This is a genomic window from Streptomyces sp. TE5632, assembly GCF_054061295.1.
This window is the reverse complement of sequence record NZ_JBSSEA010000002.1, coordinates 336,989-360,398: the sequence shown is the minus strand read 5'-3', so window position 1 is coordinate 360,398 and position 23,410 is coordinate 336,989. Positions and strand designations below refer to the sequence as shown.

The following is a 23,410-nucleotide window of genomic DNA, read 5'->3' as shown; positions in this document are numbered from 1 at the left end:
ACGACCAGGGATACCCTTCCGGGACCGGGCCTGAGCCAGGCCGGCCCGGGAACGTGCGGGTCGTGGTCCGGAAGTGAGGAACCCCATGAGCACCCAGCCGGTCGTCGCGGCGGTCGACGGTTCGGACGGCAGTCTGCGCGCCCTGGAGTGGGCCATCGACGCCGCGCGCCGGCGTGAGGCCACGCTGAGGGTGGTGCACGTCCGTCAGTACGCCGCCTGGGGCCAGCCCGAGGTGCTGGCCGCCGGACCGCCCGCCCCCGAGGAGGACCCGGTCCTCGATCTGGCCCGCGCCCGGCTGGCGGGACGGACCGGGCTCCCCGCCGTCGATTTCGTCGCCCTGGACGGGGCTCCCGGCGCCGTCCTCCCCGAACTCGGCGCCACCGCGCAGCTGCTGGTGCTCGGCTCCCGGGGCCGCGGCGGGTTCGCCAGTCTGCTGCTCGGCTCCAACTCCCTGGCCGCGGCCCGGGACGCCGAATGCCCCGTCGTCGTGGTGCCCCGGCCCGGACGGGGGTCCGGGACCGGCACCGACACGCCCGTCGGCACCGACAAGGACGGCCCGTTCGTGGTCGTCGGACTGAACGTCGACAGCCCCGACGAGGCCGCCCTCGCTCACGCCTTCGACGAGGCCGCCCTGCGCGACGCCCGGCTCCGGATCGTCGCCGCCTACCCGTGGCCCCCGCAGACCTGGATGCTGCCCGGGGAGATGCCGGCGCCGCAGATCGACCAGGGCGCCGTCGAGCACGAGTCCCGGGCCCTCGCCCGCGGATGCCTCGCCCCGCACCGCGAACGGCACCCCGGAGTCGTCGCCGAGGTCCTGGTGCTGCCCGGTGATGCCGCCGGACATCTGGTCGCGGCCTCCGAGAACGCCGAACTGGTCGTCGTGGGGCGCCACCGACGACGCCTGCTGGTACCGGCCCGCATGATGGGCTCCGTCACCCAGGCCGTCCTGCTGCACGCGGCCGGCCCCGTCGCGGTCGTCCCACCGGCGCCTCCGGAGGAGTAGCTCCCGGAGCGTGCCCGCCCCGGGGAGCAGCGGGCGTTGCCCGGCCGCCCGTCGGCGGGTGCGGGCACGTACCATTGCGGCATGTCGTTCCTCCGCCGCCGCAGCGCCACTCCCGCCGGGCCCGACTTCGACGTACTGGCCATGGACCCGGGCGACTGGCCCGGAAACCTGGGCGCCGGCCTGCTGCCCGCCCCCGACGGCACCTGCCAGGGCGTCTTCCTGCGCTACGACCTGTTCGGCGGTCGTGGCCCCGCCATGATCATCGGCAATCTGCCGGAGGGCTCCGCGGCCCGTGAGGTCGCCGAGGGCGAGGTCCCCTTCGAGGTGGCGCAGCTGCTGCTGGCGCTGGAGAACGACGAGGAGGTGACCGTCGTCGGCACCGAGGACGTGCCCGTGATGCAGGGCGACAACCTGCTGATCGTGCGCCGCGTGAAACTCTCCGAGAGCCGGATCTCCTGCGTGCAGTTCGACCGCAGCGACAACGTCCTGGTCACCATCGCCGCCTGGGACCGTCCCATCACCGACGACCTGTACACCCTCCTCAAGCCGCTGCCCGCGGAACTGTTCCAGCAGGGCTGACCCGGACCGGCTGATTCGTTTCCACCCCGGTCCCGGCCCGGGTACGGGCCGGGACCGGGGCGGTGCTACGAGGACTTCACCGTCACGTCCGCCGCCCGTACGAAGGCGATCCGGTGGCCGTACTGGATCTGGTAGTACAGGTCCTCGCCCCTGACCACCCGGTGCGAGGCCTCGTCGAAGGTCACCGCGTACAGGTACTCACCGGGCACCTTGCCCGCGGTGACGTACTCCTGGCCCTTCGGCAGCCTGTACGGCAGCGGGGACACCTTCTGCACGGGCACCTCCGCCGGGTAGGCGGCCTCCTCCGGGTAGGCGCGCCCGTACACCGGCACGGAGTCCAGACCCTTCCTCGGGGTCACGACCCGGCCCGCGGCGGGCACCGCGGTGGGCCGCTCCTGCGGGTTCCTGAACCAGGCCTTCTGCCCCAGGTACCAGATGGCGGTCCAGTCGCCCCACCGGTCGGCGACCGCGTACTGCTGGCCGGTCGACACCCGTGAGGACAGGTCGTTCACCCCGGTCGTCGGGGCCGAACCCAGACCGCCGTCCCTGATCAGGGGGGACTTCTCGTCGTGGTCGGAGTGCAGGCGCACCGCGCTGGACCCGTGCACCGCGCACGGGTCGACGGCGCTCCCGCAGCCCGTGAACACCGGGCCGTGGGTGGCGTAGTCGGGACGGATCGTCACCAGTGCGCCGTCCTCGCCGGCGGTGGCCTCGAAGGGCCGGCCCAGCAGCGCGAAGTAGTGCGCCCAGTCCCAGTAGGGCCCGGGGTCGGTGTGCATGCCGGACACGGCCTCCGTGGTCGGACCGGGCACGGTGTCGTGGCCCAGGATGTGCTGCCGGTCCAGGGGGATGTCGTACTTCTCGGCGAGATACCGCACCAGGCGGGCCGAGGAACGGTACATGGCCTCGGTGTACCAGGCGTCGGGCTCCGCCAGGAAGCCCTCGTGCTCCAGCCCGATCGACCCGGCGTTGACGTACCAGTTGCCCGCGTGCCAGGTGATGTCCTTGGCCTTCACATGCTGGGCGATGTGGCCGTCGGTCGAGCGCAGACTGTAGTTCCACGACACGTAGGTGGGATCCCGCACCATGTCGAGAACGCCCTCCCAGGCGCCCTCGGTGTCATGGACGACGATGTACCGGATGGGCTGCGAGGCAGGCCGGTCCCCCAGGTCGTGGTTGCCGTAGTCGCCGTCCCCGAACTCCTCGTACGGTGCCGGGACCCACTCGCAGGACACCGTCTCGGGACACTCCGTGGTGGCGGCGGAGGCGGTACGCAGACCGGTGCGGGCCGGCGCGGACCGGTCCGGGACGAGGTCCGCACGGGCGGTCAGCGCGACCTCTTGTCCCGCGTCCGTGACGCGCCGCGCACCGGCGCGGATCACCGCGTAGACGTCGTTCGCGTACGCAGCCGCCGACGCCGTGTCGTCCGCCCCGGAGAAACGGGCCACCGCGCCGTACCAGTCGGCCGGGTCCTCGCTCGGCGGCTCGCCCAGCTCCCGCTGGGCCTCGGCCAGCAGCGCGGCGCCGCCCGCCACGTTCGCGGCAGGGTCCTCACGCAGCCGCGCGGCGCTCAGCCCGGTCAGCTCGGCCGCCCTCGGCAGGGTGGCCAGACGGTCCGGGACCGAGCCGGTGCGCGGCGGCAGCGCGGCGAAGCGCAGTGCCTCGGCACGCCGTTTCCCGGGCCGCAGCGCGGGGCGGGCGGCGTCACCCCGGGGGTCCTCCGCCCCCTCGTCGTGATGCGACGTCGCCGCCAGCGCGGTACGGGCGTCCGTGAGGTGCATCGGGCCGTAGCCGCCGGTCACACTCGGCGCTCCGGCGTGCGTGTCCCAGCGGGACTGGAGGTAGGAGACGCCCAGCAGCACGCTCCGCGGTACCTCGTACGTGGCGGCCGCGGCACTGAACGCCTGCTGCAGCCGGGTCGCGTCCGGTGGGGTCGGGTCCGGGCGGGCCCCGGACGGGGCCGCGCCGAGCAGCGGCAGCGTGAGCGCAGCCGCGGCCAGGGCGCCGGTGGTACGGCGGGAACGGCGATACCCGGCCGCCGCACGGCCGGATTCGGTGGGGGGAGATCCTCGCAACACAGTCTCCTGGGGACGATCGGTCGGGATGAACCGTGCGGGATCGGCGGTCGGATGGTGCTACCGGCGTGCCGATGATCCGTCAATCATGCCCAGAAGGAGCGGGATTCCCCGGCAATCGGGCCGCGGGTCGTGGCGGCGAGCCAGGGCCGCGGCGCGGTCGAAGCGCGGGGCACACGTGGGGAACACATAGGGACGGGTGAGAGGTCCGCGGCGCTCCCCTTCGGGAGATGCCGCGGACCTCTCACCCGTCCCGGTCAGCGAGTGCCGACCGCCGCGCGCACGGCCCGGCGGGCCATCTGGCAGTCGTCGTGCAGGCGCCGCAGCAGCAGCCGCTGCTCCTCACCGTGCTGGGCCGGGCCCGGTCCCACCGGGCCCCCCTCGCGCATCGAACGCTGCACGGCCGTCTCGTAGGTACGGATCTCACGCGTCAGCACCAGCATCAGGTTCACCAGGAACGCGTCGCGTGAGGCATGGCCCGCCGACTGCGCGATCTGGCTGATCTGCCGCCGGGCCGCCGGCGCGTCCCCGAGCACCGCCCACAGGGTCGCCAGGTCGTAGCCCGGCAGGTACCAGCCCGCGTGTTCCCAGTCCACCAGCACTGGACCGGCCGGTGAGATCAGGATGTTGGAGAGCAACGCGTCGCCGTGACAGAACTGGCCCATGCCGTGGCGCCCGGCCGCGTGCGCGATGCCGTGCAGCAGTTTCTGCAGATCGCCCATGTCCCGGTCGGTGAGCAGGCCCAGCTCGTGATAGCGGGCGATCCGTGCCGCGTAGTCCAGCGGGGCGTCGAAGGTCCCGGCCGGCGGGCGCCACCCGTTCAGCCGGCAGATCGCGCCGAGCGCCGCCTTGATGTCCGCTCGCGGTGGTGCCTCCACCGGGTGCCGCTGGAGCGCCGCCGCCCGGCCGGGCATCCGCTCGATCACCAGGGTGCAGTTGTCCGGATCCGCCGCGATCAGCCGGGGCGCCCGCACGGGGGGGCGATGCCGGACGAACGAGCGGTACGCCGCTATCTCGTGCCGGAACCGCTCGGACCAGGCGGGGGAGTGATCCGTTAAGCACTTGGCCACCGCGGTGCTCCGGCCGGTCGTCCCGACCAGGAGGATGGACCGGCCGCTGCGGCGCAGCACCTGCACCGGTGCGAACTCCGGACAGATACGGTGCACCGACGCGATCGCCGTGCGCAACTGGGCGCCCTGGGGCCCGGACAGGTCGAGCCTGCCACTGAGCGGCTGGGGGCCGGCGCCCGGAGCGCGCCGTACCTTGCCCGGACCAGGCACGGTGGCCGCCGGGCGCGCGGGGGCGAGGTAGGGGCCGTTGTCCGACGGACGCGGACGCAGTGGCCTGGGCGGTGCGGACACGGAGGACGATGCTGCGTACATGGGCGATACAGATCCCTTCGTGTGCCTGCGACGTCATCGCGCCACCCGGCCCGGTCGCCCAGGCGCACCCTGGGGAATGCCCCCGGCGGAGACCGGGTCGTGGTGGCGCGTTCCTACTCGACACCCGATGCCCCCTGGCACACCATCTGGCGAACCCTGGCGAACCCTGGCGAATAGTCGCCCGGCAACTCGCACGGGGCTACTGTCAACTCAGCCGAGAACCTGGGGGCTTGACGTGAGCGGACAACCCAACACCCGGCTCTCGGACCTGTTCGGCCTGGCCGGCTGGTCCAAGGGCGAACTCGCGAGGCTGGTCAACCGGCAGGCGGCGGCCATGGGCCACCCCCAGCTGGCGACCGACACCTCCCGGGTGCGGCGGTGGATCGACATGGGAGAGATCCCGCGCGATCCCGTGCCGAGGGTGTTGGCGGCCCTGTTCACCGAGCGTCTCGGCCGTGTCGTGACCATCGAGGATCTCGGTCTGGTCCGGCACGGGCGTACGGGGAAACGGCCACGCGGCGGGAGTGCGGAACATCCCGACGGAGTGCCGTGGGCGCCCGAGCGGACAGCCGAGGTCCTCACCGAATTCACGGGAATGGACCTCATGCTCAACCGACGCGGCTTGGTGGGCGCGGGCGCCGCGCTCTCCGCCGGATCCGCACTCAGCAGCGCCATGCACGACTGGCTGCACACCGATCCGGCACTGACCACCGACGCTCCCCGAATCGACCATCCGCTGCACGCCGACTCCGTCGGGTTCGACCGCTACGAGGCCACTCCCATCGGGTCTCAGGAGATCGAGGAACTCGAGCGCTCCGTGGAGGTGTTCCGCGCCTGGGACGCCGCCCGGGGCGGCGGCCTTCAGCGCAAGGCGGTGGTCGGCCAGCTCAACGAGGTGGGCGGCATGCTCGCCTACCACCACCCACCCCATCTCCAGCGGCGCCTGTGGGGCGTCGCCGCCAACCTCGCCGTCCTGGCCGGCTGGATGTCGCACGACGTCGGCCTGGAACCCACGGCCCAGAAGTACTTCGTCATCGCGGCGCACGCCGCCAGAGAGGGCGGTGACCGGCCGCGCGCGGGTGAGGCGCTGTCCCGTGCGGCCCGCCAGATGGTGCACCTGGGCCGGCCCGACGACGCCCTGGACCTGCTGAAGCTCGCCCAGTCGGGGTCGGGGGAGGAGTTGCTGCCCCGCACCCGCGCGATGTTCCACACCATCGAGGCCTGGGCGCAGGCGTCCATGGGCAAGGGACAGGCGATGCGCCGCACCCTGGGCCGGGCCGAGGACCTGTTCGTCTCCGACCGGGGGGCGGATCTGGAGCAGCCGGACTGGATGCAGACCTTCAAGGACGAGGATCTGTACGGCATGCAGGCCCTGGCCTACCGCACGCTGGCCGAGTTCGAGCCGGGGGCGGCCGCGCACGCTCAGCACTACGCGGAGAAGGCGTTGTCCCTGCGCATCGACGGCCGGGAGCGGTCGAAGATCTTCGACCATCTCTCCATGGCCTCCGCCTGCTTCATCGCGGACGACCCGGAGCAGGCCGACCGGTACGCACGTCTCGCGCTGATGTCGATGGGCTCCAACTCCTCGCGCCGCACCTGGGACCGGCTGCGCCAGATGTACCGGCTCACCGCCGAGTACTCCTCGTACCCGAGGATCCAGGAACTGCGGGAGGAGATCAGGCAGGCCCTGCCGAGGCCCAGGGGGAAGGGCGGCAACAGCACACCGGCATAACGGAGTTGTGGAGGGTCTTCCTACGAGGTCACGCGGGCGACGAGCACGCAGGCCTCTTCCTCGCGCGGGGTGTCGCCGAACTCCCGCAGAACGACCGACAGGCAGTCCCGCGCGGTGCGGTCGCCGGTGAACTGCGGGGCCAGCCCGAGGAGATGCGGCACGGCACCGGCCCGCCCGGGCACCAGCCCGTCGGTGTGCAGCACCAGCACATCGCCGACTTCGAGGGTCTCCTCGGCCTGCCCGCAGCGGGCGGCCGGGGAGGCGCCGAGCCGGTCGCCCTCCGGGGTGACCAGGGCGCGCCCCCTTCCGCCGCGGAACAGCAGCGGGACGGGGCGTCCGGCCCGCGCCCACACCAGCGAGCGGGTGTCGGGCCGGTAGTACAGGCAGAGGCCACTGCCGAGGGCCGGTTGCCCGGTGGCGTCGAGTAACCGGTTGAGGCACGCCAGCAGCGGACCCGGTGCGGTGCCGGCCATCGCCAGGCCGCGCATCGCGCCGAGCAGCATCGTCATGCCCGACGACGGGCCGGCGTCCTGCCCGGTCAGCTCACCGACGCTGAGCAGGGCGGTGCCGTCGGACAGTTCGAGGGTGTCGTACCAGGCGCCCCCGGCCGGTGCTCCGGCAGGCGACGGGAGGTGCCGGGCGGCGAGGTCCAGGGTTCGCGGGCCCCGGTGCGGGAGGGGCAGGGAGCCGTGCCATGGGGGCGGCACGGCTTCCTGCGGCTCGATCGCGGGCCGTTGCCCGGTTCGCGCCGCGGCCTGTCGGTGGTGGTGCAGCGATTCACGGGTCTCGTTGACCGCGCCTCGGTAGCGGCGCAGTTCGCTGACGTCCCGCAGTACGGCCCACATCGAGGCGGTGCTGCCGTCGGCCCCGAGGACCGGTTCGCCCATCATGTGCACCGTCCGGACGCTGCCCTCGGGACGTAGCAGCCGGAACTCCCCGTCGATGGGCCGGGCGTCGACGAGACAGCCCGTGACCATCGCGGTGAGCTTCGGCCGGTCCTCGTCGTGCACGAGGGACGGCAGTTCGTCGAGGGTGAGCGGGGGAGCGGCCGGGTCGCGGTCCAGGATGCGGTACAGCTCCCCGGACCAACTGGCCTCATCCGTCAGCAGGTTCCACTCGGCACTGCCGACCCGGCTGAGCAGGGATTCGTGCCGGGGCGGGGCGGCGGGCCCGGTCGGCGCCGGTACGGGCAGCGGGCCGTCCCGCAGTTGGGCCAGGTGCTCGTCCAGGTCGTTGAGCTGGTGCAGCGCCAGGTCGTACAGTGCGCGTTGCCAACGGTCCTTCGGGTCCGAGGTGTCGGCCGCGGTGTCGCGCCGTACGGCGTCCACGTCGCCCCTGAGCCGCCGGGTCTGCGAGATGAGCGCGTCGACCGGGCCGCGTCCTGACGGCTGGGCGGCTGAGCGGTCCGCGGAGAGGTGGGACGGCATGACGCACTCCGATGTGGGACGGTTCGGGCCAGAGGCGGACGGAGGGACCGTTACGACTGTGGCACAGCACGCCACGCCCTGTAAGGGATTCGGCAAGACGCCCCAAGGTCATGTCGGTGGCATATGCCACCGTCTTCGTGGAGTTACCCGGAGGTAGGTGCCGGATGCCCATTGGGCGGAGCAACTCCGTTGATGCGAAGGTTACTTGAAGGTGCGTTCGGCGCCCGTCCGTCGTTCACTCGCCTGTTCGACGGACGGGCGTCTGTCCGCACTCAGTACCGCAGTGCGCCCGCGATCCGGTCCGCGTTCCCCAGTGTCCCGTCCGGGACGAAGCGGACCTCGGCGCCGGTCTCCAGGCACTGCTCGACGATCTCGTCCACGATGTCCTCGCGGGCGTCCAGGTCGCCGGTCTCGGCGAGGACCAGATGCTCACCCGTGTCGCGCACCGTCACCCGGAAGTTCTCCTCGACGGCCAGCAGCCGGACCCGGCCGTCCCGGGCGTTCTGCCACAGCTCGTCGATGCCGGCCGCGAACTCCTTGCGCCCGCGGGCCGTCTCCAGGGCCCGGACGACCTCCTCGGTGCTCTTGCGCGCTTCGCTCTCGAGTACCGGACGCAGGGCCTGCCACACCGCGTCGGGCGTGCCGTGCGCGAGCCCGCCGTGCTGGACGTGCACCGCATCCCGGGCCACGCCGCCCACCTCGCCCAGCAGGGACAGCGCGGCCGGTTCGCCGGTGACGTACAGAGGCCGGGGATGCTCACGCAGCACCGCGCGCATCGCGGTGTCGGTCTCGCGAAGGAACCGGCGGGTGCCCTCGTCCTGGTAGGAACTCGGCTGGTCGCCGACCCGCTCCAGGCGCTCGGGGTCGAAGTTCTCCACGGTCCGGACCAGCGGGAAGGCGCCGAGGTGCTCCTCGGCGACCCGGTCCACGCCGCCGCTCCACAGCGTGGCCCGGTCGGGGGAGAGCGACAGCGCCCAGAAGGGGCGCTCCGCCGTGTGGGCGGACACCAGGTTGCGGGTGAGGAAGGTGTCCGAGAGCACCACGCGCTCCGGTACGGAACGGGCGAGTGACCACACCTGGTGCTCACCCGGAGCGGCGAAGATGACCAGCCCGTCCTCGGTGTGCGTCAGATCGACCTCGGCCAGCGCCCGGTCGAGCTGCAGGGCGACCTCGCTGCGCCGGTCCCGGGTGACCGCGGGATCGGCCTCCAGCTGTTTCTTGGCCTCGGCCACCACGTTGCGCAGCCGCACCGGATCCTGGGCGTTGAGGGGCTCGCGCCGGTGTGTCGGTGTCAGTACCGACACCGCGGGGTAGGGGCGCGGGCGACGAAGCTCGGCAAGGGTCGCGGGACTCAGATCGTGCTCCATGAGAGAACCATAGAACCGATTCACCGAGAGGGCATTTGGGGCAATCCCGCCGTCGATGCACCGCGATCGGACTCACCCGCGGAGGTCGTCCTCGGAGCCGCACGAGCTGCCGCTGGGCGGCAGCGAACCGTAGAGCAGGAAGTCGTCGACCTTGCGGTGCACGCAGTCGGACGATCCGTAGCCGGTGTGGCCCTCGCCCCGGTTGTCCAGCACCACCGCCGAGGAGCCGAGCCGCTCGGCCGTCTCCACCGTCCACCGGTACGGCGTGGCCGGGTCGCCCCGCGTACCGACCAGCAGCATCTTCGGAGTGTCGACGTTCTTGACCTCCTCGCGGATGTAGTCGGTCCCCTTGGGGCGGCCGTGGCACATCAGCACCTGGGCGAGCCGGTAGCGGCCGAAGACCGGTGAGGCCTTCTCGTAGGCGGTGCGCAGTCGGGAGAGGTCCCGGGTCACCTGCTCGGCGGCCGGGCGGTCGGGATCGTCCGCGCAGTTCACCGCCATCAGTGCGGCGGGGAGGTTGTCCAGGGGGACGTCCTCCTCGTCGACGAGCGGGTCGTTCTCCCGCTGCGGTACGGGGAGCGTCACCCCGCCGGTGGCGAAGGCCTCCACCCCGCGCGTGTCCCCGTCCTCCATCAGCTGCGCGAGCGCCCGTTGCAGCAACGGCCACAGTTCCCTGCTGTAGAGGCCCTGCGCCATGGCGCCCGCGAGGTCCTGGCCGGTGAACTCGTGACCGAAGTCCGTCGGTACCGGGTTCTCGTCGAGCGAGGCGACCAGCTTCACGGCCAACTCCCGTGCTCCGCGCGGGTCCTGGCCGAACGGACAGGCAATGTCCTTTGTGCACCAGGTCAGGAAGTGTTCGAGCGCGAGCTGCTGCCCCCTGACGCTCGCCAGCCCTTGCTCGGCCAGTGGTTCGGTCAGGGTGTCCACCCCGTCCAGTACCAACCGCCCCACCCTCTCGGGGAATCGGGCGGCGTACACCGAGGCCAGCCGGGTTCCGTAGGAGAACCCCAGGTAGTTGAGCTTCTTGTTGCCGAGCACCTCGCGCAGCACGTCCAGGTCCCGCGCGACGTTCACGGTGCCGATGTGCGGGAGCACCGGGCCCGAGTGCTCGGCGCACTCGGCGGCCACCTCACGCAACCGGGTGAGTACGTCCCGCGGATCGGACGTGTTCTCGCCGCCGGTCGCCTCCAGCGCCTGACCGGTGGCCTGAGTGCCGCAGCTGACCGGTGAGGAGCGGCCGACACCGCGAGGGTCGAAGGACACCACGTCGTACCCGTCGGTGAGACCCATGAACTCCTTGCCGGCACGGGCGAGTCCGAGGACGCCCGAGCCCCCCGGCCCGCCGAAGTTCAGCACCACCGAGCGGCGCGGGTCGCCGGTGCCCCGGTAGCGGGCGAGGGCCAGGTCGAGGGAGCCCTCGTCGGGCTCGGCGTAGTCGACGGGGACGGTGATCTTCCCGCACTGCAGGTCCTCGGGCATGTCCGTGCTCTCGCACGCCGACCACTTGATCTTCTGGTCGTAGAACCGGTCGAGGTCCCCGTCCGCGGCAGCGGCGGCCGGGAGACCCATGCTCAGCAGGGCCAGTCCGACTGCTCCGGTGACCACGCAGCGCCGGACCGAGGGTCGCGTTGACGGCTTGGCCAGCATCGATGCCTCCAGGGACGCCCCAGAGCGGACCGGACACGGCGCCCTCGATCACCATAAGGGGGCCCCGGAGGCCCCGCCTGTCGGCCGGACGGCCCCGCCCGGTGGCGGGCCCGGCGTTTCCGGGGTCCGCCGACACGGGAGCGGCGCTCCTCCTGGGCGAAGGCGCCCTGCACCGTCGCAGCCGCCGTCCGCCGTCCGTCAGCCGCCGACCACCGGCCGGTTAAGGCCGGGAAGGGGGCCGGGTCCCGCCGCTCAGCCGCGGACGCTGTGGAACCTCCTGTGCAACTCCCTTACTTCCCCAGCCAGTTCGGGAACCGGACCGTCCACGGTCACGCTCGGTGCGATCTCGCCGACGGGCAGTGGCCGTACCGGTGGGGCGGGCACTTCCAGCTCGGCGAGCCAGGTCAGCAGCTGCGCCGAGGAGGCGACGTAGACGATCCGGCCGAGGCCCACCCAGGCATGTGCCGCCGCACACATCGGACAGTGCTCGCCGGAGGTGTACACCGTGGCGGCGGCCCGTTCCTCGGGCGTCATGTGGGCGGCCGACCAGCGCGCCAGCTCGAACTCGGGGTGCCGGGTGCGGTCCCCGGCGGCCGTCCGGTTGCGGTCCTCGGCGAGCACGGACCCGTCGCCGGCCACCAGGACCGAACCGAACGGATCGTCCCCGGCGTCCAGCGCCTCGGTCGCCAGCTCGACGCAGCGACGCAGGTGGGGCAGTTCGGAATCCTTGACAGTCACGGGTGCCGCCCTTCTCACGACTACGGCTCGATCACCAGCCACGGCAACCTTAGGCTCAGGCGATCACGGACGCGAAGCCGGTGTGCCGGCGCTCCGTAAACCCGTTGCCCGGGCGTCGGACCGGTGCTGGAGTGAGAGGCATGGATCACGCCGCGGTACTCGCCCTGTTCGATCGTGACCTGCGCGAAGGAGCGCGGCCCGACGGCCCCGGAGCCCGCGTCGAGCGCACCGGCCGCGTGGTGCGGCAGACCGCACCACGACACGGCTGGAACGGCGTCGTCTGGTCCGCCCTGGACGACACGGACGCGGACGCGGCGATCGCCGGGCAGATCGCCCACTTCACCGGGCTGGGCCGTGAGTTCGAGTGGAAGCTGTACGGCCATGATCTGCCGGTGGACCTCGGGCAGCGGCTCGTGGCATCCGGGTTCACGCCCGGACCGGAGGAGACACTGATGGTCGGCGAGATCGGCGAGCTGCTCCTCGACACCCGGCAGGCTGCGCTGCCCGAGGGTGTCCGCGTCGTCCCCGTCACCGACCGGGCCGGTGTCGATCTCATGGCCGAGGTGCACGAGCAGGCCTTCCACGCCGACGCGTCCTGGCTGCGCCACCAATTGCCGGACCGGCTCGCCGCCGGACCCGACACCGTTGTCGCGGTGGTGGCCCTGGCCGGCCGGGAGCCGGTGAGCGCGGCCCGGATGGAACTCGTGCCGGGCACCCGGTTCGCCGGGCTCTGGGGCGGCGGCACCGTCGAATCCTGGCGGGGGAGGGGCGTCTACCGTGCGTTGGTGGCCCACCGGGCCCGCGTCGCCGCCGAGCGCGGCTTCCGTTACCTCCAGGTCGACGCGTCCGGGCAGAGCCGCCCGATCCTCGAGCGCCTGGGCTTCGTCCCGCTCGGCACGACGACACCGTACGTGTACGTCCCGTAGGGCCGCCCGGCTCGCGGGTTCTCCGTACCGCCACCCGGCCAGGGGCCTTCGTCGGGAGGACGGGTCCGGCGGGTCGGCACCCCTGCGGTGCTTCCCACCGGACCCGTCCTGCGCGTCTGCACCGTCCCGGGCCACCGCACCGCCCAGTCAGCGCGGGGCTTTCGCACGGTCCAGCGCGGCCACCCCGAGTGCGGCGAGGCCGATCTGGATGAGCCACTCGATCCAGTCGACGCCCTTGGTGTCGGCCACCCCGATCGCCGCGGCGAGCGCCGAGCCGATCAGCGCGGCGACGATGCCGACGAGGATCGTCCACAGCACCCCGATGCGCTGACGCCCGGGGACCACGAGCCGGCCCAGGACGCCGATGACTATGCCGATGACGATGGCACTGATGATGCCGCCGATCTCCATTTCGCCCCTCCTTCTCAAAACCCCCGCTGAAGGACTTGTGCCCGCGCTCGGCGGCGACAGTCGCCCGTGCCGGGGAGGGCCGGTACGGGCAGGGCGGGGCCCGGCCCGCGGGGGACGCGGACCGGGCCCCGCCCTCGGTTCCCTTTCCGGCCGCGATCAGGTCCTGGGGGTGCTCCTGGCTGCCGTGGCGACGCACATGACGCCGAGCAACAGGGTCAGCGCGCCGATGACGACGTTGTTCCAGATGACGCCGGCGTCCGGACCGGTGCCGACGATCCACGGCGAGATGATCATCCACACGCCGAGGGCGCACATGGCTCCGCTGAGGCCGTACATGCGTGCCGGAGCGGCGGTGAACCCGAGGGCGAGCAGGCAGATCGCGATGCCGATGATCAGGTTGTGTGGCACGAGCGCGGGCTGGCTCGCCGTGTAGTGGAGCACCCAGGGGGACACCGCGCAGTAGAGGCCGAGCAGGAACACCGGTCCGTCGACCAGTACCACATCACGACCGCCGAGCATGCGGTCGTACCGTGCCCGCATTTCTGGAGCATCGGGGTGGCTGGTGATGTCACCGCGGGGATGCGAGACGTTGGCCATGAGCCGCCTCCTTCGACTAGCAGGCCTGACCGCCTCTGGGCGGTATGCGGCAAACGTCGCTTGGGGTCATTCTGCGCTTATTTCCCCTTTATGTGTAGAGGTCGGGGCGGGGTGGCCGCCCCGACCTGCCCCGTCCCCCTCCGCACCGCGGGCCCGGCCGATGCCGCCGCCCAGTCGCCGGGCCTGGCGCACGAAGGCGTCGTGCAGGGCTCGGGCCGCCAGCGGTGCAGCCTCCGACCTGCGCCTTCGCAGCATGAGCAGCACCCGCCCCCGGTCGTCCGCCAGCGGCCGGCACACGATCGCGCCCTGCCGCTCCAGCGGGTCCCCGACGACACTGAACTCCGGCAGCACCGTCACGCCGAGCCCTTCGGCGACCATCAGCTTGCCCATCTCCGCGCCGTCGGTGGAGTACGCGAACGTCGGTGAGCGGCCCTCCAGGAGCCGGTGCACATAGCGGTGCATCACATAGCCCGAGCGCATCGCGATCAAAGGCTCGGCGAACAACTCGTCCCTGGAGACCTCCGCCCGTGCCGCCAGCGGGCTGTCCGCCCGCAGGCACACCACGGGCCGACCGCGCAGCAGCTCGGTGGACTCGAACCCAGCCGGCATGTCGTCACCCTCCAGGTGGTTCACCAGCCCGAGATCGAAACCGCCCTCCAGCAGCGCCCGGTGGATGTCCGACTGCTGTGTCCCGACCACCTCGACCTGGGTGAGCGGATGCTCGGTCCGGAACTCCCGCACGACCGGCATCAGCAGGGGCACGGTGGCCGCGTTGACCGTGCCGACGCGCACCATCCGCCGGATGCGGTGCTGTTCGCCCGCCGCCGCGCGCAGCCGGTCCACCGCGTCCAGGATGTCGACGATGTGGGGCAGCAGTTCCCGCCCCGCCGCGCTCATCGTCGCTCCGGAGCGTTTGCGTTCCAGGAGATCGACGCCCAGTTCGCGTTCCAGATTTCGTACGGTCTCGCTCAACGCGGGCTGAGAGAGCCGCAGTTCCTCGGCCGCCCGGCGCAGTGAACCCAGCCGGGTCACGGCCGCGATGTATTCCAGCTGTTCCGTCCGCATGGCAACAGAATGGGAAGGCATTCCCGGCCTGTTCAAGGGTTTCCCTGTCACATGTTCGTGAAATCCAATGGCCCGTCATGCGAGACCGGTCGGGTTTTCCTTGACGGCCACGACCGAGGGCTGCCACGATCAACGGCATGACGAAGCGACTGGACCTCACGCGGCGACGCCACGTCGACCTCGCGCGCGTTTCCAGTGCCTCCTGTCGCGTCACGGCCTGATCCATCCGATCCGCCGTCCGTTCCGCACGCAGCAGCCGCCTTCGGCGCCCTCACGTGTGCTCTTCCCGCACACCGTCTGAATTCCGCGCTCTTTCGCGCTGAATGAGTTCGGCGTGCTCACACACTTTCCTCGCGCGTTTTCCTCGTGCACCTGCCTCACCCCTGATGTGCACACCTCTGTATTCGCCACAGGAGTTCCGCATGCCCGCAGATCCCGTGAAGTTCGCCTACTGGGTCCCCAATGTCAGCGGTGGCCTGGTCACCAGCACCATCGAGCAACGCACCGACTGGGGATACGAGTACAACCGGGAACTCGCTGTCCTCGCCGAGAACAACGGCTTCGACTACGCCCTCAGCCAGGTGCGTTACATGGCCGGCTACGGTGCCGAATACCAGCACGAGTCCACCGGTTTCAGCCTCGCGCTGCTGCTGGCCACCGAGCGCCTGAAAGTCATCGCCGCCGTCCACCCCGGGCTCTGGCACCCGGGGGTCCTCGCCAAGTTCGGCGCGACCGCCGACCATCTGTCGAACGGCCGCTTCGCGGTCAACGTGGTCAGCGGCTGGTTCAGAGACGAGTTCACCGCCCTCGGTGAACCCTGGCTGGAGCACGACGAACGCTACCGCCGCTCCGAGGAGTTCATTCGTGCCCTGCGCACCATCTGGACCGAGGACCACGCCGAACTCGCCGGTGATTTCTACCGGTTGCGGGACTTCTCACTCAAGCCCAAGCCGCTGAACACGCGGGAGCGTCCGCACCCGGAGATCTTCCAGGGCGGCAACTCCACCGCTGCCCGCGCCATGGCCGGCCGGGTCTCCGACTGGTACTTCAGCAACGGCAAGGACTTCGGCGGCGTCACCGAGCAGATCAACGACGTTCGTGCCTCCGCCGCCCAAGCAGGGCGCAGGCCCCCGAAGTTCGGCCTCAACGGATTCCTCATCGCCCGCGACACCGAGGCCGAGGCCCGTGACACCCTCCGGGAGATCGTCGCCAAGGCCGACTCCGAGGCGGTCGAGGGCTTCGGTGCCGCCGTCAAGCAGGCCGGCAGGTCCACGGCCGACGGCAAGGGCATGTGGCAGGACTCCACATTCGAGGACCTGGTCCAGTACAACGACGGCTTCCGCACCGGGCTGATCGGCACCCCGGAGCAGATCGCCGAGCGGATCGTCGCCTACAAGCGGCTCGGCGTGGACCTCCTTCTCCTCGGCTTCCTCCACTACCACGAGGAGGTCGAGTACTTCGGCCGCCGTGTCCTGCCCTTGGTGCGCGAACGGGAGGCGGCCCTTCCCGCCGTCACCGGCTCCGTCTCCGTACGCGTCTGAACGCGTCTGAACATGTCTCCCCCACGAACACGCCCACGAGAAAGGCCGAACCGATGAGCACCGTCACACCGACCGACTGGGACGTCCGCCCCGCCCCGCGCACCGCCGAGGACTGGATCGCCCGAGCCGCGGCCGTCGCCGCCGTCCTCGCCACGGATGCCGCCGCCCGCGACCGTGCGGGCGCCGCTCCGCACGAGGAGGTGCGGCTGCTGAAGGACTCCGGCCTCGTCACCCTGCTCGGTCCCGTCGAACACGGTGGCGGAGGCCAGAACTGGATCACCGCCTACCGGGTGATCCGGGAGATCGCCAAGGCCGACGGTTCCCTCGGCCAGCTCCTCGGCTACCACTACCTGTGGAACTGGGCGGCCCGGTTGGTCGGCACCCGTGAGCAGTGGGAGCACGTGGAGGCGGAGGCCGCTCGCAACCGCTGGTTCTTCGGCGGTGCCGTCAACCCGCGCGATCGGGATGTCGTGGTCACCGAGGACGGCGACGACCTGGTCTTCACCGGCCGCAAGTCCTTCTCCACCGGCAGCAGGGTCTCCGACGTCACCGTTCTGGAGGGTGTCCTGGAGGGGACCGACCAGCACGTCTTCGCGATCGTGCCCTCGGACAGCGCGGGACTGACCTTCCACGACGACTGGGACAACATCGGCCAGCGGCTCACCGAGAGCGGCAGTGTCACCATCGACGGGGTCCGCACCCCCTGGTCGTCCGCGGCCGGATACGTCGACAAGGAGTTCCGGCCGCGCGTCTACAACACCCTCAACGTCCCCACCATCCAGCTGGTCTTCGTCAGCTTCTACCTCGGCATCGCGGCCGGCGCGCTGGAGACGGCGGCCACCTACACCCGTACCAAGACCCGGCCCTGGCTGCACGGCGGCCACGCCCGCGCGGTCGACGAGCCGTACGTCGTCGACACCTACGGCGACCTCACCGCGAAGCTGTGGGCGGTCGAGGCCCTGGCCGACGCCGTCGCCGCCGAGGGACAGAAGCTGCACGACGACCCCGACGCGGTCACCGAGCAGGCGCGCGGCGACTTCGAGGTGCGGGTGGCCGCGGTCAAGGCCCGCGCCACCGATGCCGCCCTGGAGATCGCGAGCCGAGTCTTCGAGGTGACCGGCGCCCGCTCCACCAGCACGGCCGAGGGACTCGACCGGTTCTGGCGCAACATCCGCACCCACACGCTGCACGACCCGGTCGCCTACAAGCGCCGGGAGGTCGGACGCTGGTTCCTCGAGGGCGAACTGCCCGAACCCACCTGGTACTCCTGACGCTCCCGGGGCGCCCGCCGGTCGCGGGCGCCCCGTACTCCTGGCCTCCGTGTCTCCCGAGAACCCCACGGAGCCTGCGTGAGCCCTGAGCCCTGCGCTTTCCGAATCCCGAGCCTTCCGAAAGAGGACCCATGGCCACCGTCCTGTCCGTCTCCGGCAGCCCCTCCGCCTCCTCCCGTACCCACAGGCTGCTGCGCCACCTGGACCAGCGGCTGACCGCGCAGGGGCACGAGGTGATCCCGCTCGACGTGCGCACCCTCCCCGCCGAGGCGCTGCTCGGCGCGGACTTCCGCCACCCGGCCGTCGTCGAGGCCGCCGAACTGTTCGCCCGTGCCGACGGCGTGGTCGTCGGCACCCCCGTCTACAAGGCGTCGTACTCCGGTGTCCTCAAGGCGCTCCTCGACCTGCTGCCGCAGTACGCGCTGACCGGCAAGACGGTGCTGCCGCTGGCCACCGGCGGCACCACCGCCCACGTCCTGGCCATCGACTACGCCCTGCGCCCGGTCCTGAGCTCCATGGGTGCGGCCCACATCGTGCAGGGCTGGTTCACCCTCGACAAGGACATCACCGTGCACGACGACGGCTCTCCGGTCGTCGCCCAGGGCGCCGCCGAGGCCCTCGCCCAGGTGGTCGACCAGTTCTCGGCGGCCCTGCGCCCCGCCGCCCCGGCGACGCTGGCGGTCGCGAGTTGACCGGGGGCACCGCGCACGTCATCGCCGACGACGCGGAAGCGCTCGCCGTCGCCGCCTCTCTGGCCGAGGAGTTCCGCGTGGAGGCCTCCGTGCGCGACGCCGAACGCCGGCTGCCGCGTGCGGAAGTGGACCGGCTCGCCTCGTCCGGTCTGCTCGCCGTCACCGTCCCGGCCGAGTACGGCGGGGCGGACGTGAGCCAGGAGACCCTGGCGGAGATCTTCCGGCTGCTGGCCGCGGCCGACGCCAGCCTCTCCCAGATCCCGCAGAGCCACTTCGTCTACGTCAACGTGATCCGGCGTCAGGGCACCGACACACAGCGCGCGTTCTTCTTCGCGGAGCTGCTCGCGGGCCGCCGCCTCGGCAACGCCCAGTCCGAGGCGGGGACCCGGCACGTCCAGGACATCCGTACCCGCCTGGAGCCCCGGCCGGACGGCTCGTACGTCCTCAAGGGCGTCAAGCACTACGCCACCGGGGCCCTCCACGCCGACTGGATCCCCGTCCTGGCCCGCGCCGAGGACGACAACCTGCACGTCGCCTTCGTCCCGCGGGACGCCCCGGGCCTCACCGTGATCGACGACTGGGACGGCATGGGGCAGCGGACCACGGCCAGCGGCACCGTGCGCCTGGACGGCGTCCCGGTGGCGGCCGGCCACCTCTTCCCGCACCATCTCACCTTTCGTGGCCCACAACTGCACGGAGCAGCAGCCCAGTTGCTGCACGCCGCGATCGACGCGGGGATCGCCGGGGGAGCGCTGGCGGAGGCCGCCGAGTTCGTCCGGACGAAGAGCCGCCCCTGGTTCGAGAGCGGCTTCGACGCCGCGGCCGACGATCCCCTGCTCGTCCAGCGGTTCGGTGAACTCGCCGTCCGGGTGAGGGCGTCGGAGGCGCTGCTGCGGGAGGCCGCCCGCGCCGTGGACACCGCCCGCTCCGGTCTCACCGACGCCTCGGCCGCCGAGGCGTCCGTCTCGGTGGCCGCCGCTAAGACGCACGCCGCCGGCACCGCGGTCGAGGTGGCCGGCGCGCTCTTCGAGGTCGCCGGCACCCGCGCGGCCCTCAACTCCCTGAATCTGCACCGGCACTGGCGCGACGCTCGCACCCACACCCTGCACGATCCGGTGCGCTGGAAGATCCAGCACATAGGCCGGTACGTGCTGAGCGGGACCCCGCCGCCCCGCCACGGCCTGCTCTGACGAACGCGCCTGATCGGAGATCCCTCGTGTCCCTCACCTTCCACTGGTTCCTGCCCACCAACGGCGACAGCCGCCATGTCGTCGGCGGCGGCCACGGCACCCCGGCGTCCGCCTCGGGCCGGGACCGGCCGCCGACCGTCGCCTACCTGAGCCAGATCGCCCGTGCCGCGGAGCAGCTCGGCTTCGTGGGTGCCCTGACCCCCACCGGCGCCTGGTGCGAGGACGCCTGGCTGACCACCGCCATGATCAGCCGGCACACCGAGCGGCTGAAGTTCCTGGTCGCCTTCCGGCCCGGGTTCGTCTCGCCCACGCTCGCCGCGCAGATGGCGTCCACCTTCCAGCGGCAGACCGGTGGACGGCTCCTGCTCAACGTCGTCACCGGCGGTGAGAGCCATGAGCAGCGGGCCTACGGCGACTTCCTCGACAAGGACGCCCGTTACCGCCGTACCGGCGAATTCCTGCGGATCGTAAGGGACTTGTGGGGCGGTGCGACCGTCAGTCTGGACGGGGAGCACCTGAGTGTGCAGGACGCGTCCCTGACCAGGGTGCCCGACCCGGTGCCCGAGGTGTACTTCGGCGGTTCCTCGCCCGCCGCTGTGGAGGTGGCCGCCCGGCACGCCGACGTCTATCTCACCTGGGGCGAGCCGCCCGCGCAGGTGGCCGAGAAGATCGACCGGTTGCGGTCGGCCGCCGCCCGCGAGGGCCGCACCCTGCGGTTCGGCGTCCGGTTGCACGTCATCACCCGCGACACCGCCGAACAGGCCTGGTCCGAGGCGTTCCGGCTGCTCGACGGATTCGACCAGGAGACCGTGCGCTCCGTCCAGGCCGGGCTCGCCCGAAGCGAGTCCGAGGGGCAGCGGCGCATGCTCGCCCTGCACGGCGGCAGCCGGGACGGGCTGGAGATCCACCCCAACCTCTGGGCGGGTATCGGACTGGTGCGCGGCGGCGCGGGCACCGCCCTGGTCGGCAGTCACGACGAGGTCGTCGAGCGGATCGAGGAGTACCACGACCTGGGTGTGGAGGAGTTCGTCCTCTCCGGCTACCCGCATCTGGAGGAGGCGTACTGGTTCGGCGAGGGCGTCCTGCCCCGCCTCGCCGCACAGGGGCTGTGGAGGCATCCCTTCCAGGAGGGTGCGGAACCCGCAGTTCCCACCCAAGTCCCCTTCGTCAAATAGGAGTTGACGCGCGGGGCTGGCCGGTCCGCGGCTTGACTGGTACAGACCAATGCGGTTAAGTGTGCCCGACACCCCCCACCACGGCCGCCCCCCACGCCGTGGCCGGCTCCGCCGGCGCGCGTGCGGCGACAGTTTGCTCAGGCATGTCCCCGCCCGGGAGCGGCCGTGTCCCGCAGAGGAGTTGATCCCTTGTCGAGACGCCGCATATCCACCGTGCTGGCCGCAGTCGTCATCGCCGGCAGCGCACCGGTGCTGCTCCCGGCCGCGACCGCTTCCGCCGCTCCCGTGTCGGCCGCCGCCGCGTGCTCCAGCTATCCGAACTGGGTGGCCGGGCAGTGGTACAACGCCGGTGACATCGTCCGGTACACCGACGGCCGCGCCTACATCGCCGAGCACGCCAACCCGGGCTACGACCCGATCATCAGTACCTGGTACTGGGAGCCGTACTCCTGTGACAACGGCCCCGGAACACCGGTCGGGAACTTCGTCGTGACCGAGGCGCAGTTCAACCAGATGTTCCCGAACCGGAACTCCTTCTACACCTACAGCGGGCTGAAGGCGGCCCTGAGCGCCTACCCCGGCTTCGCCAACACCGGCAGCGACACGGTGAAGAAGCAGGAGGCCGCCGCCTTCCTCGCCAACGCCAGCCACGAAACCGGTGGCCTGGTGCACGTGGTGGAGCAGAACACCGCCAACTACCCGCACTACTGCGACTGGGGCCAGCCCTACGGCTGCCCGGCCGGCCAGGCCGCCTACTACGGGCGCGGGCCGATCCAGCTGAGCTGGAACTTCAACTACAAGGCCGCCGGTGACGCGCTCGGCATCGATCTGCTGAACAACCCCTGGCTGGTGCAGAACGACTCCTCCGTGGCCTGGAAGACGGCCCTGTGGTACTGGAACACCCAGACCGGCCCCGGCTCGATGACCCCGCACAACGCCATGGTCAACCAGGCCGGTTTCGGCCAGACGATCCGCAGCATCAACGGCTCCCTGGAGTGCGACGGCCGCAACCCGGCGCAGGTGCAGAGCAGGGTGACCACGTATCAGCAGTTCACCCAGATCCTCGGGACGTCGCCCGGCGGCAACCTGTACTGCTGACGCAGGGCCGCGGGGCATGGTGTCATGCTCCTGACCATCCGCGACCTGGCCGCGTGCCCTCGTGCACGCGGCCATCCTTCGGACGAAGGGCACCCACCATGCGCACCCCCCACGTCCTGCTCGCCACGGCCGTCACGACCACCGCGCTGGTCGCGGCGGTCGTGGCGCCGACGCCCGCGGCGGGGGCCGACGCGGTTCTGCCGCCCGGCACCACCCACTACGTGCAGAGCGCCACCACCGGACTCAACGCGGCCGACAGCGCCGGAGCGGTCGAGCAGCACCGGCCGCGCGGCAACGAGGGCCGCCAGCAGTGGACGCTGCGGGTGAACGGCGCCTCGTACCTCCTGGAGAACGCCGACACCCCCGGCAGCTGCCTCGGCCGTGCCGGCGACCTGGCCGGGACCGTTCCCTGTACGAGCGCGGACGCCGCCTGGGAGATCACTCCCGTCGGCGCCGACCGGTACACCCTCGGCGTCCCCGGCACCGACCGCCGCCTCACCGTCGCCCCCAGACCCGCGGGGGCCAACCACCCCGCCCGACTCGCCGTCGCCGGCGGCTCCGGAGACCTCGCCGACTGGTATCTCACCCCGGTCACCCCCGCCACCCGGCCCATGCCGCCCCAGGACACCCGCACCCTGGACCAGGTCACCTTCCTCACCTCGCACAACGCCTACGCCAACGGGGTCGACGGCGGCTTCGCCCCGCCGTTCGTCAACCTCTTCCCCAACCAGACGCGCGGCATCGAACGCCAACTCGCCGACGGCGTACGCGGATTCATGCTGGACATCCACCAGACCCCGGACGGCGCGATCCTCTGCCACAACAGCTGCACCCTGGTCAGCAGGCCCGTCGCACTGTGGGTGGACCTCCAGCGCATGGTGGACTTCCTCAAGGCCCACCCCGACCAGGTCGTCACCGTGTTCCTCGAGGACTACGTCGACCCGGGCGTACTGCGCGCCGAACTCGCCCGCGTCACCGGACTGTCGGACGTCCTCCACCGGCCGGACCGCACCGGGGTGCGCGAGCACGGCTGGCCGACGATGGCGGAGCTGACCGCCACCGGGAAGCGGCTGCTGATCTTCAGCGACCACAGCCGCTCCGCCGACCAGTCCGCGGGGCTGACCCGGGACAGCTTCGGCGTCATGTACCAGCGGGAGTGGACCGTCGAGAACCACTGGTCCATGGGCTCCGGAGTCGGCACCTCCGACTGGTCCTGCTACAGCCGCTGGTACGACGCCGGTACCAACATCCCGCTCACCCGCACCGAGCCGGGCTTCCGGCCCCTCTTCGTCATGAACCACTTCCGGGACACCCCGATCGCGGACACGGTCGGCACGGACAACGCCAAACTCGCCGACCGCGCCCGCCGGTTCTGCCAGCCCGCCGCCCGCAAGAAGCCCAACTTCCTCGCCGTGGACCGCTACGACCTCGGCAACCCGGCAGCGGCCGTCGCAGCCCTCAACACGTACACGTATCCGTAGCCCCGTGCGGCAA

The 23,410-nt window shown here is 71.7% G+C and carries 21 protein-coding genes; 12 read left to right on the top strand and 9 right to left on the bottom strand.

The window, feature by feature from the left end:
- Positions 1 to 85: 85 nt before the first annotated feature.
- Both ACVW19_RS03700 and ACVW19_RS03695 read left to right on the top strand, forming a co-directional pair.
- A complete protein-coding gene (locus ACVW19_RS03700; protein WP_457456518.1) occupies positions 86 to 1,003 on the top strand; it encodes a universal stress protein in 918 nt (305 codons plus the stop codon).
- Positions 1,004 to 1,084: 81 nt separating this feature from the next.
- Positions 1,085 to 1,582 carry a hypothetical protein gene (locus ACVW19_RS03695; RefSeq protein WP_457456517.1) on the top strand — a complete coding sequence of 166 codons (498 nt, stop codon included), beginning with the start codon at positions 1,085 to 1,087 and terminating at the stop codon, positions 1,580 to 1,582.
- A gap of 65 nt (positions 1,583 to 1,647) precedes the next feature.
- On the opposite strand, the gene ACVW19_RS03690 is transcribed toward ACVW19_RS03695, so the two are convergent.
- Entirely contained in the window at positions 1,648 to 3,657 is a 2,010-nt protein-coding gene (locus tag ACVW19_RS03690; RefSeq protein WP_457456516.1) for an N-acetylmuramoyl-L-alanine amidase, read from the bottom strand.
- Positions 3,658 to 3,914: 257 nt separating this feature from the next.
- Entirely contained in the window at positions 3,915 to 5,039 is a 1,125-nt protein-coding gene (locus tag ACVW19_RS03685; protein WP_457456514.1) for an aminoglycoside phosphotransferase family protein, read from the bottom strand.
- A 235-nt stretch (positions 5,040 to 5,274) separates the two neighbouring features.
- Here ACVW19_RS03685 and ACVW19_RS03680 point away from each other — a divergent pair, with 235 nt between their 5' ends.
- Positions 5,275 to 6,771 (top strand): DNA-binding protein NsdB, encoded by a 1,497-nt coding sequence (locus ACVW19_RS03680; protein WP_457456512.1) that lies wholly within the window; start codon positions 5,275 to 5,277, stop codon positions 6,769 to 6,771.
- Positions 6,772 to 6,791: 20 nt separating this feature from the next.
- Here the strand turns inward: ACVW19_RS03680 and ACVW19_RS03675 are convergent, their stop codons facing one another.
- From ACVW19_RS03675 to ACVW19_RS03660, 4 genes are all read right to left on the bottom strand, one after another.
- Entirely contained in the window at positions 6,792 to 8,198 is a 1,407-nt protein-coding gene (locus tag ACVW19_RS03675) for a PP2C family protein-serine/threonine phosphatase (protein WP_457456511.1), read from the bottom strand.
- A gap of 272 nt (positions 8,199 to 8,470) precedes the next feature.
- Positions 8,471 to 9,565, bottom strand: coding sequence for a baeRF3 domain-containing protein (locus ACVW19_RS03670; protein ID WP_457456510.1), 1,095 nt, complete (start codon positions 9,563 to 9,565; stop codon positions 8,471 to 8,473).
- A gap of 72 nt (positions 9,566 to 9,637) precedes the next feature.
- Positions 9,638 to 11,212, bottom strand: a complete 1,575-nt coding sequence (locus tag ACVW19_RS03665) for an alpha/beta hydrolase (protein ID WP_457456508.1) — start codon at positions 11,210 to 11,212, stop codon at positions 9,638 to 9,640.
- A gap of 252 nt (positions 11,213 to 11,464) precedes the next feature.
- Positions 11,465 to 11,950: a nucleoside deaminase gene (locus tag ACVW19_RS03660; protein ID WP_457456507.1), complete on the bottom strand. Its 486-nt coding sequence runs from the start codon at positions 11,948 to 11,950 to the stop codon at positions 11,465 to 11,467.
- A gap of 140 nt (positions 11,951 to 12,090) precedes the next feature.
- Between ACVW19_RS03660 and ACVW19_RS03655 the strand changes: the two genes are divergently transcribed.
- Positions 12,091 to 12,876, top strand: coding sequence for a GNAT family N-acetyltransferase (locus tag ACVW19_RS03655; RefSeq protein ID WP_457456505.1), 786 nt, complete (start codon positions 12,091 to 12,093; stop codon positions 12,874 to 12,876).
- A 147-nt stretch (positions 12,877 to 13,023) separates the two neighbouring features.
- Here ACVW19_RS03655 and ACVW19_RS03650 read toward each other — a convergent pair whose 3' ends face one another.
- The 3 genes from ACVW19_RS03650 to ACVW19_RS03640 all read right to left on the bottom strand — a co-directional run bounded on the left by ACVW19_RS03650 (position 13,024) and on the right by ACVW19_RS03640 (position 14,949).
- Positions 13,024 to 13,287 carry a GlsB/YeaQ/YmgE family stress response membrane protein gene (locus tag ACVW19_RS03650; protein ID WP_457456503.1) on the bottom strand — a complete coding sequence of 88 codons (264 nt, stop codon included), beginning with the start codon at positions 13,285 to 13,287 and terminating at the stop codon, positions 13,024 to 13,026.
- 156 nt (positions 13,288 to 13,443) lie between these two features.
- Positions 13,444 to 13,884: an SPW repeat protein gene (locus ACVW19_RS03645; protein WP_457456502.1), complete on the bottom strand. Its 441-nt coding sequence runs from the start codon at positions 13,882 to 13,884 to the stop codon at positions 13,444 to 13,446.
- Positions 13,885 to 13,950: 66 nt separating this feature from the next.
- Positions 13,951 to 14,949, bottom strand: coding sequence for a LysR family transcriptional regulator (locus ACVW19_RS03640; RefSeq protein WP_457456500.1), 999 nt, complete (start codon positions 14,947 to 14,949; stop codon positions 13,951 to 13,953).
- A 137-nt stretch (positions 14,950 to 15,086) separates the two neighbouring features.
- On the opposite strand from ACVW19_RS03640, the gene ACVW19_RS03635 reads away from it, so the two are divergent.
- The 8 genes from ACVW19_RS03635 (at position 15,087) to ACVW19_RS03600 (ending at position 23,397) form a co-directional block, all read left to right on the top strand.
- Positions 15,087 to 15,170 carry a putative leader peptide gene (locus ACVW19_RS03635; protein WP_367869752.1) on the top strand — a complete coding sequence of 28 codons (84 nt, stop codon included), beginning with the start codon at positions 15,087 to 15,089 and terminating at the stop codon, positions 15,168 to 15,170.
- A 201-nt stretch (positions 15,171 to 15,371) separates the two neighbouring features.
- Positions 15,372 to 16,490, top strand: a complete 1,119-nt coding sequence (gene sfnG / locus ACVW19_RS03630) for a dimethylsulfone monooxygenase SfnG (RefSeq protein ID WP_457456498.1) — start codon at positions 15,372 to 15,374, stop codon at positions 16,488 to 16,490.
- A gap of 53 nt (positions 16,491 to 16,543) precedes the next feature.
- On the top strand, positions 16,544 to 17,761 hold the full coding sequence (locus tag ACVW19_RS03625) for an acyl-CoA dehydrogenase family protein (protein WP_457456496.1): 1,218 nt from the start codon (positions 16,544 to 16,546) through the stop codon (positions 17,759 to 17,761).
- 131 nt (positions 17,762 to 17,892) lie between these two features.
- Positions 17,893 to 18,453: an NADPH-dependent FMN reductase gene (gene ssuE / locus ACVW19_RS03620; protein WP_457456495.1), complete on the top strand. Its 561-nt coding sequence runs from the start codon at positions 17,893 to 17,895 to the stop codon at positions 18,451 to 18,453.
- On the top strand, positions 18,450 to 19,643 hold the full coding sequence (locus tag ACVW19_RS03615) for an SfnB family sulfur acquisition oxidoreductase (protein ID WP_457456493.1): 1,194 nt from the start codon (positions 18,450 to 18,452) through the stop codon (positions 19,641 to 19,643). Before ssuE ends, ACVW19_RS03615 begins: the two co-directional genes overlap by 4 nt.
- Before the next feature lie 26 nt (positions 19,644 to 19,669).
- On the top strand, positions 19,670 to 20,818 hold the full coding sequence (locus tag ACVW19_RS03610) for an LLM class flavin-dependent oxidoreductase (protein WP_457456492.1): 1,149 nt from the start codon (positions 19,670 to 19,672) through the stop codon (positions 20,816 to 20,818).
- A gap of 189 nt (positions 20,819 to 21,007) precedes the next feature.
- Positions 21,008 to 21,916 (top strand): glycoside hydrolase family 19 protein, encoded by a 909-nt coding sequence (locus tag ACVW19_RS03605; RefSeq protein WP_457456490.1) that lies wholly within the window; start codon positions 21,008 to 21,010, stop codon positions 21,914 to 21,916.
- A 98-nt stretch (positions 21,917 to 22,014) separates the two neighbouring features.
- Positions 22,015 to 23,397 (top strand): phospholipase, encoded by a 1,383-nt coding sequence (locus ACVW19_RS03600; protein ID WP_457456488.1) that lies wholly within the window; start codon positions 22,015 to 22,017, stop codon positions 23,395 to 23,397.
- Positions 23,398 to 23,410 lie beyond the last annotated feature (13 nt).

Bases quoted from the DNA above. Each gene is read 5' to 3' on its own strand.
- ACVW19_RS03700 (WP_457456518.1), top strand. From the start codon at position 86: ATGAGCACCCAGCCGGTCGTCGCGGCGGTCGACGGTTCGGACGGCAGT.
- ACVW19_RS03695 (WP_457456517.1), top strand. From the start codon at position 1,085: ATGTCGTTCCTCCGCCGCCGCAGCGCCACTCCCGCCGGGCCCGACTTC.
- ACVW19_RS03685 (WP_457456514.1), bottom strand. From the start codon at position 5,039: ATGTACGCAGCATCGTCCTCCGTGTCCGCACCGCCCAGGCCACTGCGT.
- ACVW19_RS03675 (WP_457456511.1), bottom strand. From the start codon at position 8,198: ATGCCGTCCCACCTCTCCGCGGACCGCTCAGCCGCCCAGCCGTCAGGA.
- ACVW19_RS03670 (WP_457456510.1), bottom strand. From the start codon at position 9,565: ATGGAGCACGATCTGAGTCCCGCGACCCTTGCCGAGCTTCGTCGCCCG.
- ACVW19_RS03665 (WP_457456508.1), bottom strand. From the start codon at position 11,212: ATGCTGGCCAAGCCGTCAACGCGACCCTCGGTCCGGCGCTGCGTGGTC.
- ACVW19_RS03655 (WP_457456505.1), top strand. From the start codon at position 12,091: ATGGATCACGCCGCGGTACTCGCCCTGTTCGATCGTGACCTGCGCGAA.
- ACVW19_RS03650 (WP_457456503.1), bottom strand. From the start codon at position 13,287: ATGGAGATCGGCGGCATCATCAGTGCCATCGTCATCGGCATAGTCATC.
- ACVW19_RS03645 (WP_457456502.1), bottom strand. From the start codon at position 13,884: ATGGCCAACGTCTCGCATCCCCGCGGTGACATCACCAGCCACCCCGAT.
- ACVW19_RS03640 (WP_457456500.1), bottom strand. From the start codon at position 14,949: ATGCGGACGGAACAGCTGGAATACATCGCGGCCGTGACCCGGCTGGGT.
- ACVW19_RS03635 (WP_367869752.1), top strand. From the start codon at position 15,087: ATGACGAAGCGACTGGACCTCACGCGGCGACGCCACGTCGACCTCGCG.
- sfnG (WP_457456498.1), top strand. From the start codon at position 15,372: ATGCCCGCAGATCCCGTGAAGTTCGCCTACTGGGTCCCCAATGTCAGC.
- ACVW19_RS03625 (WP_457456496.1), top strand. From the start codon at position 16,544: ATGAGCACCGTCACACCGACCGACTGGGACGTCCGCCCCGCCCCGCGC.
- ssuE (WP_457456495.1), top strand. From the start codon at position 17,893: ATGGCCACCGTCCTGTCCGTCTCCGGCAGCCCCTCCGCCTCCTCCCGT.
- ACVW19_RS03600 (WP_457456488.1), top strand. From the start codon at position 22,015: ATGCGCACCCCCCACGTCCTGCTCGCCACGGCCGTCACGACCACCGCG.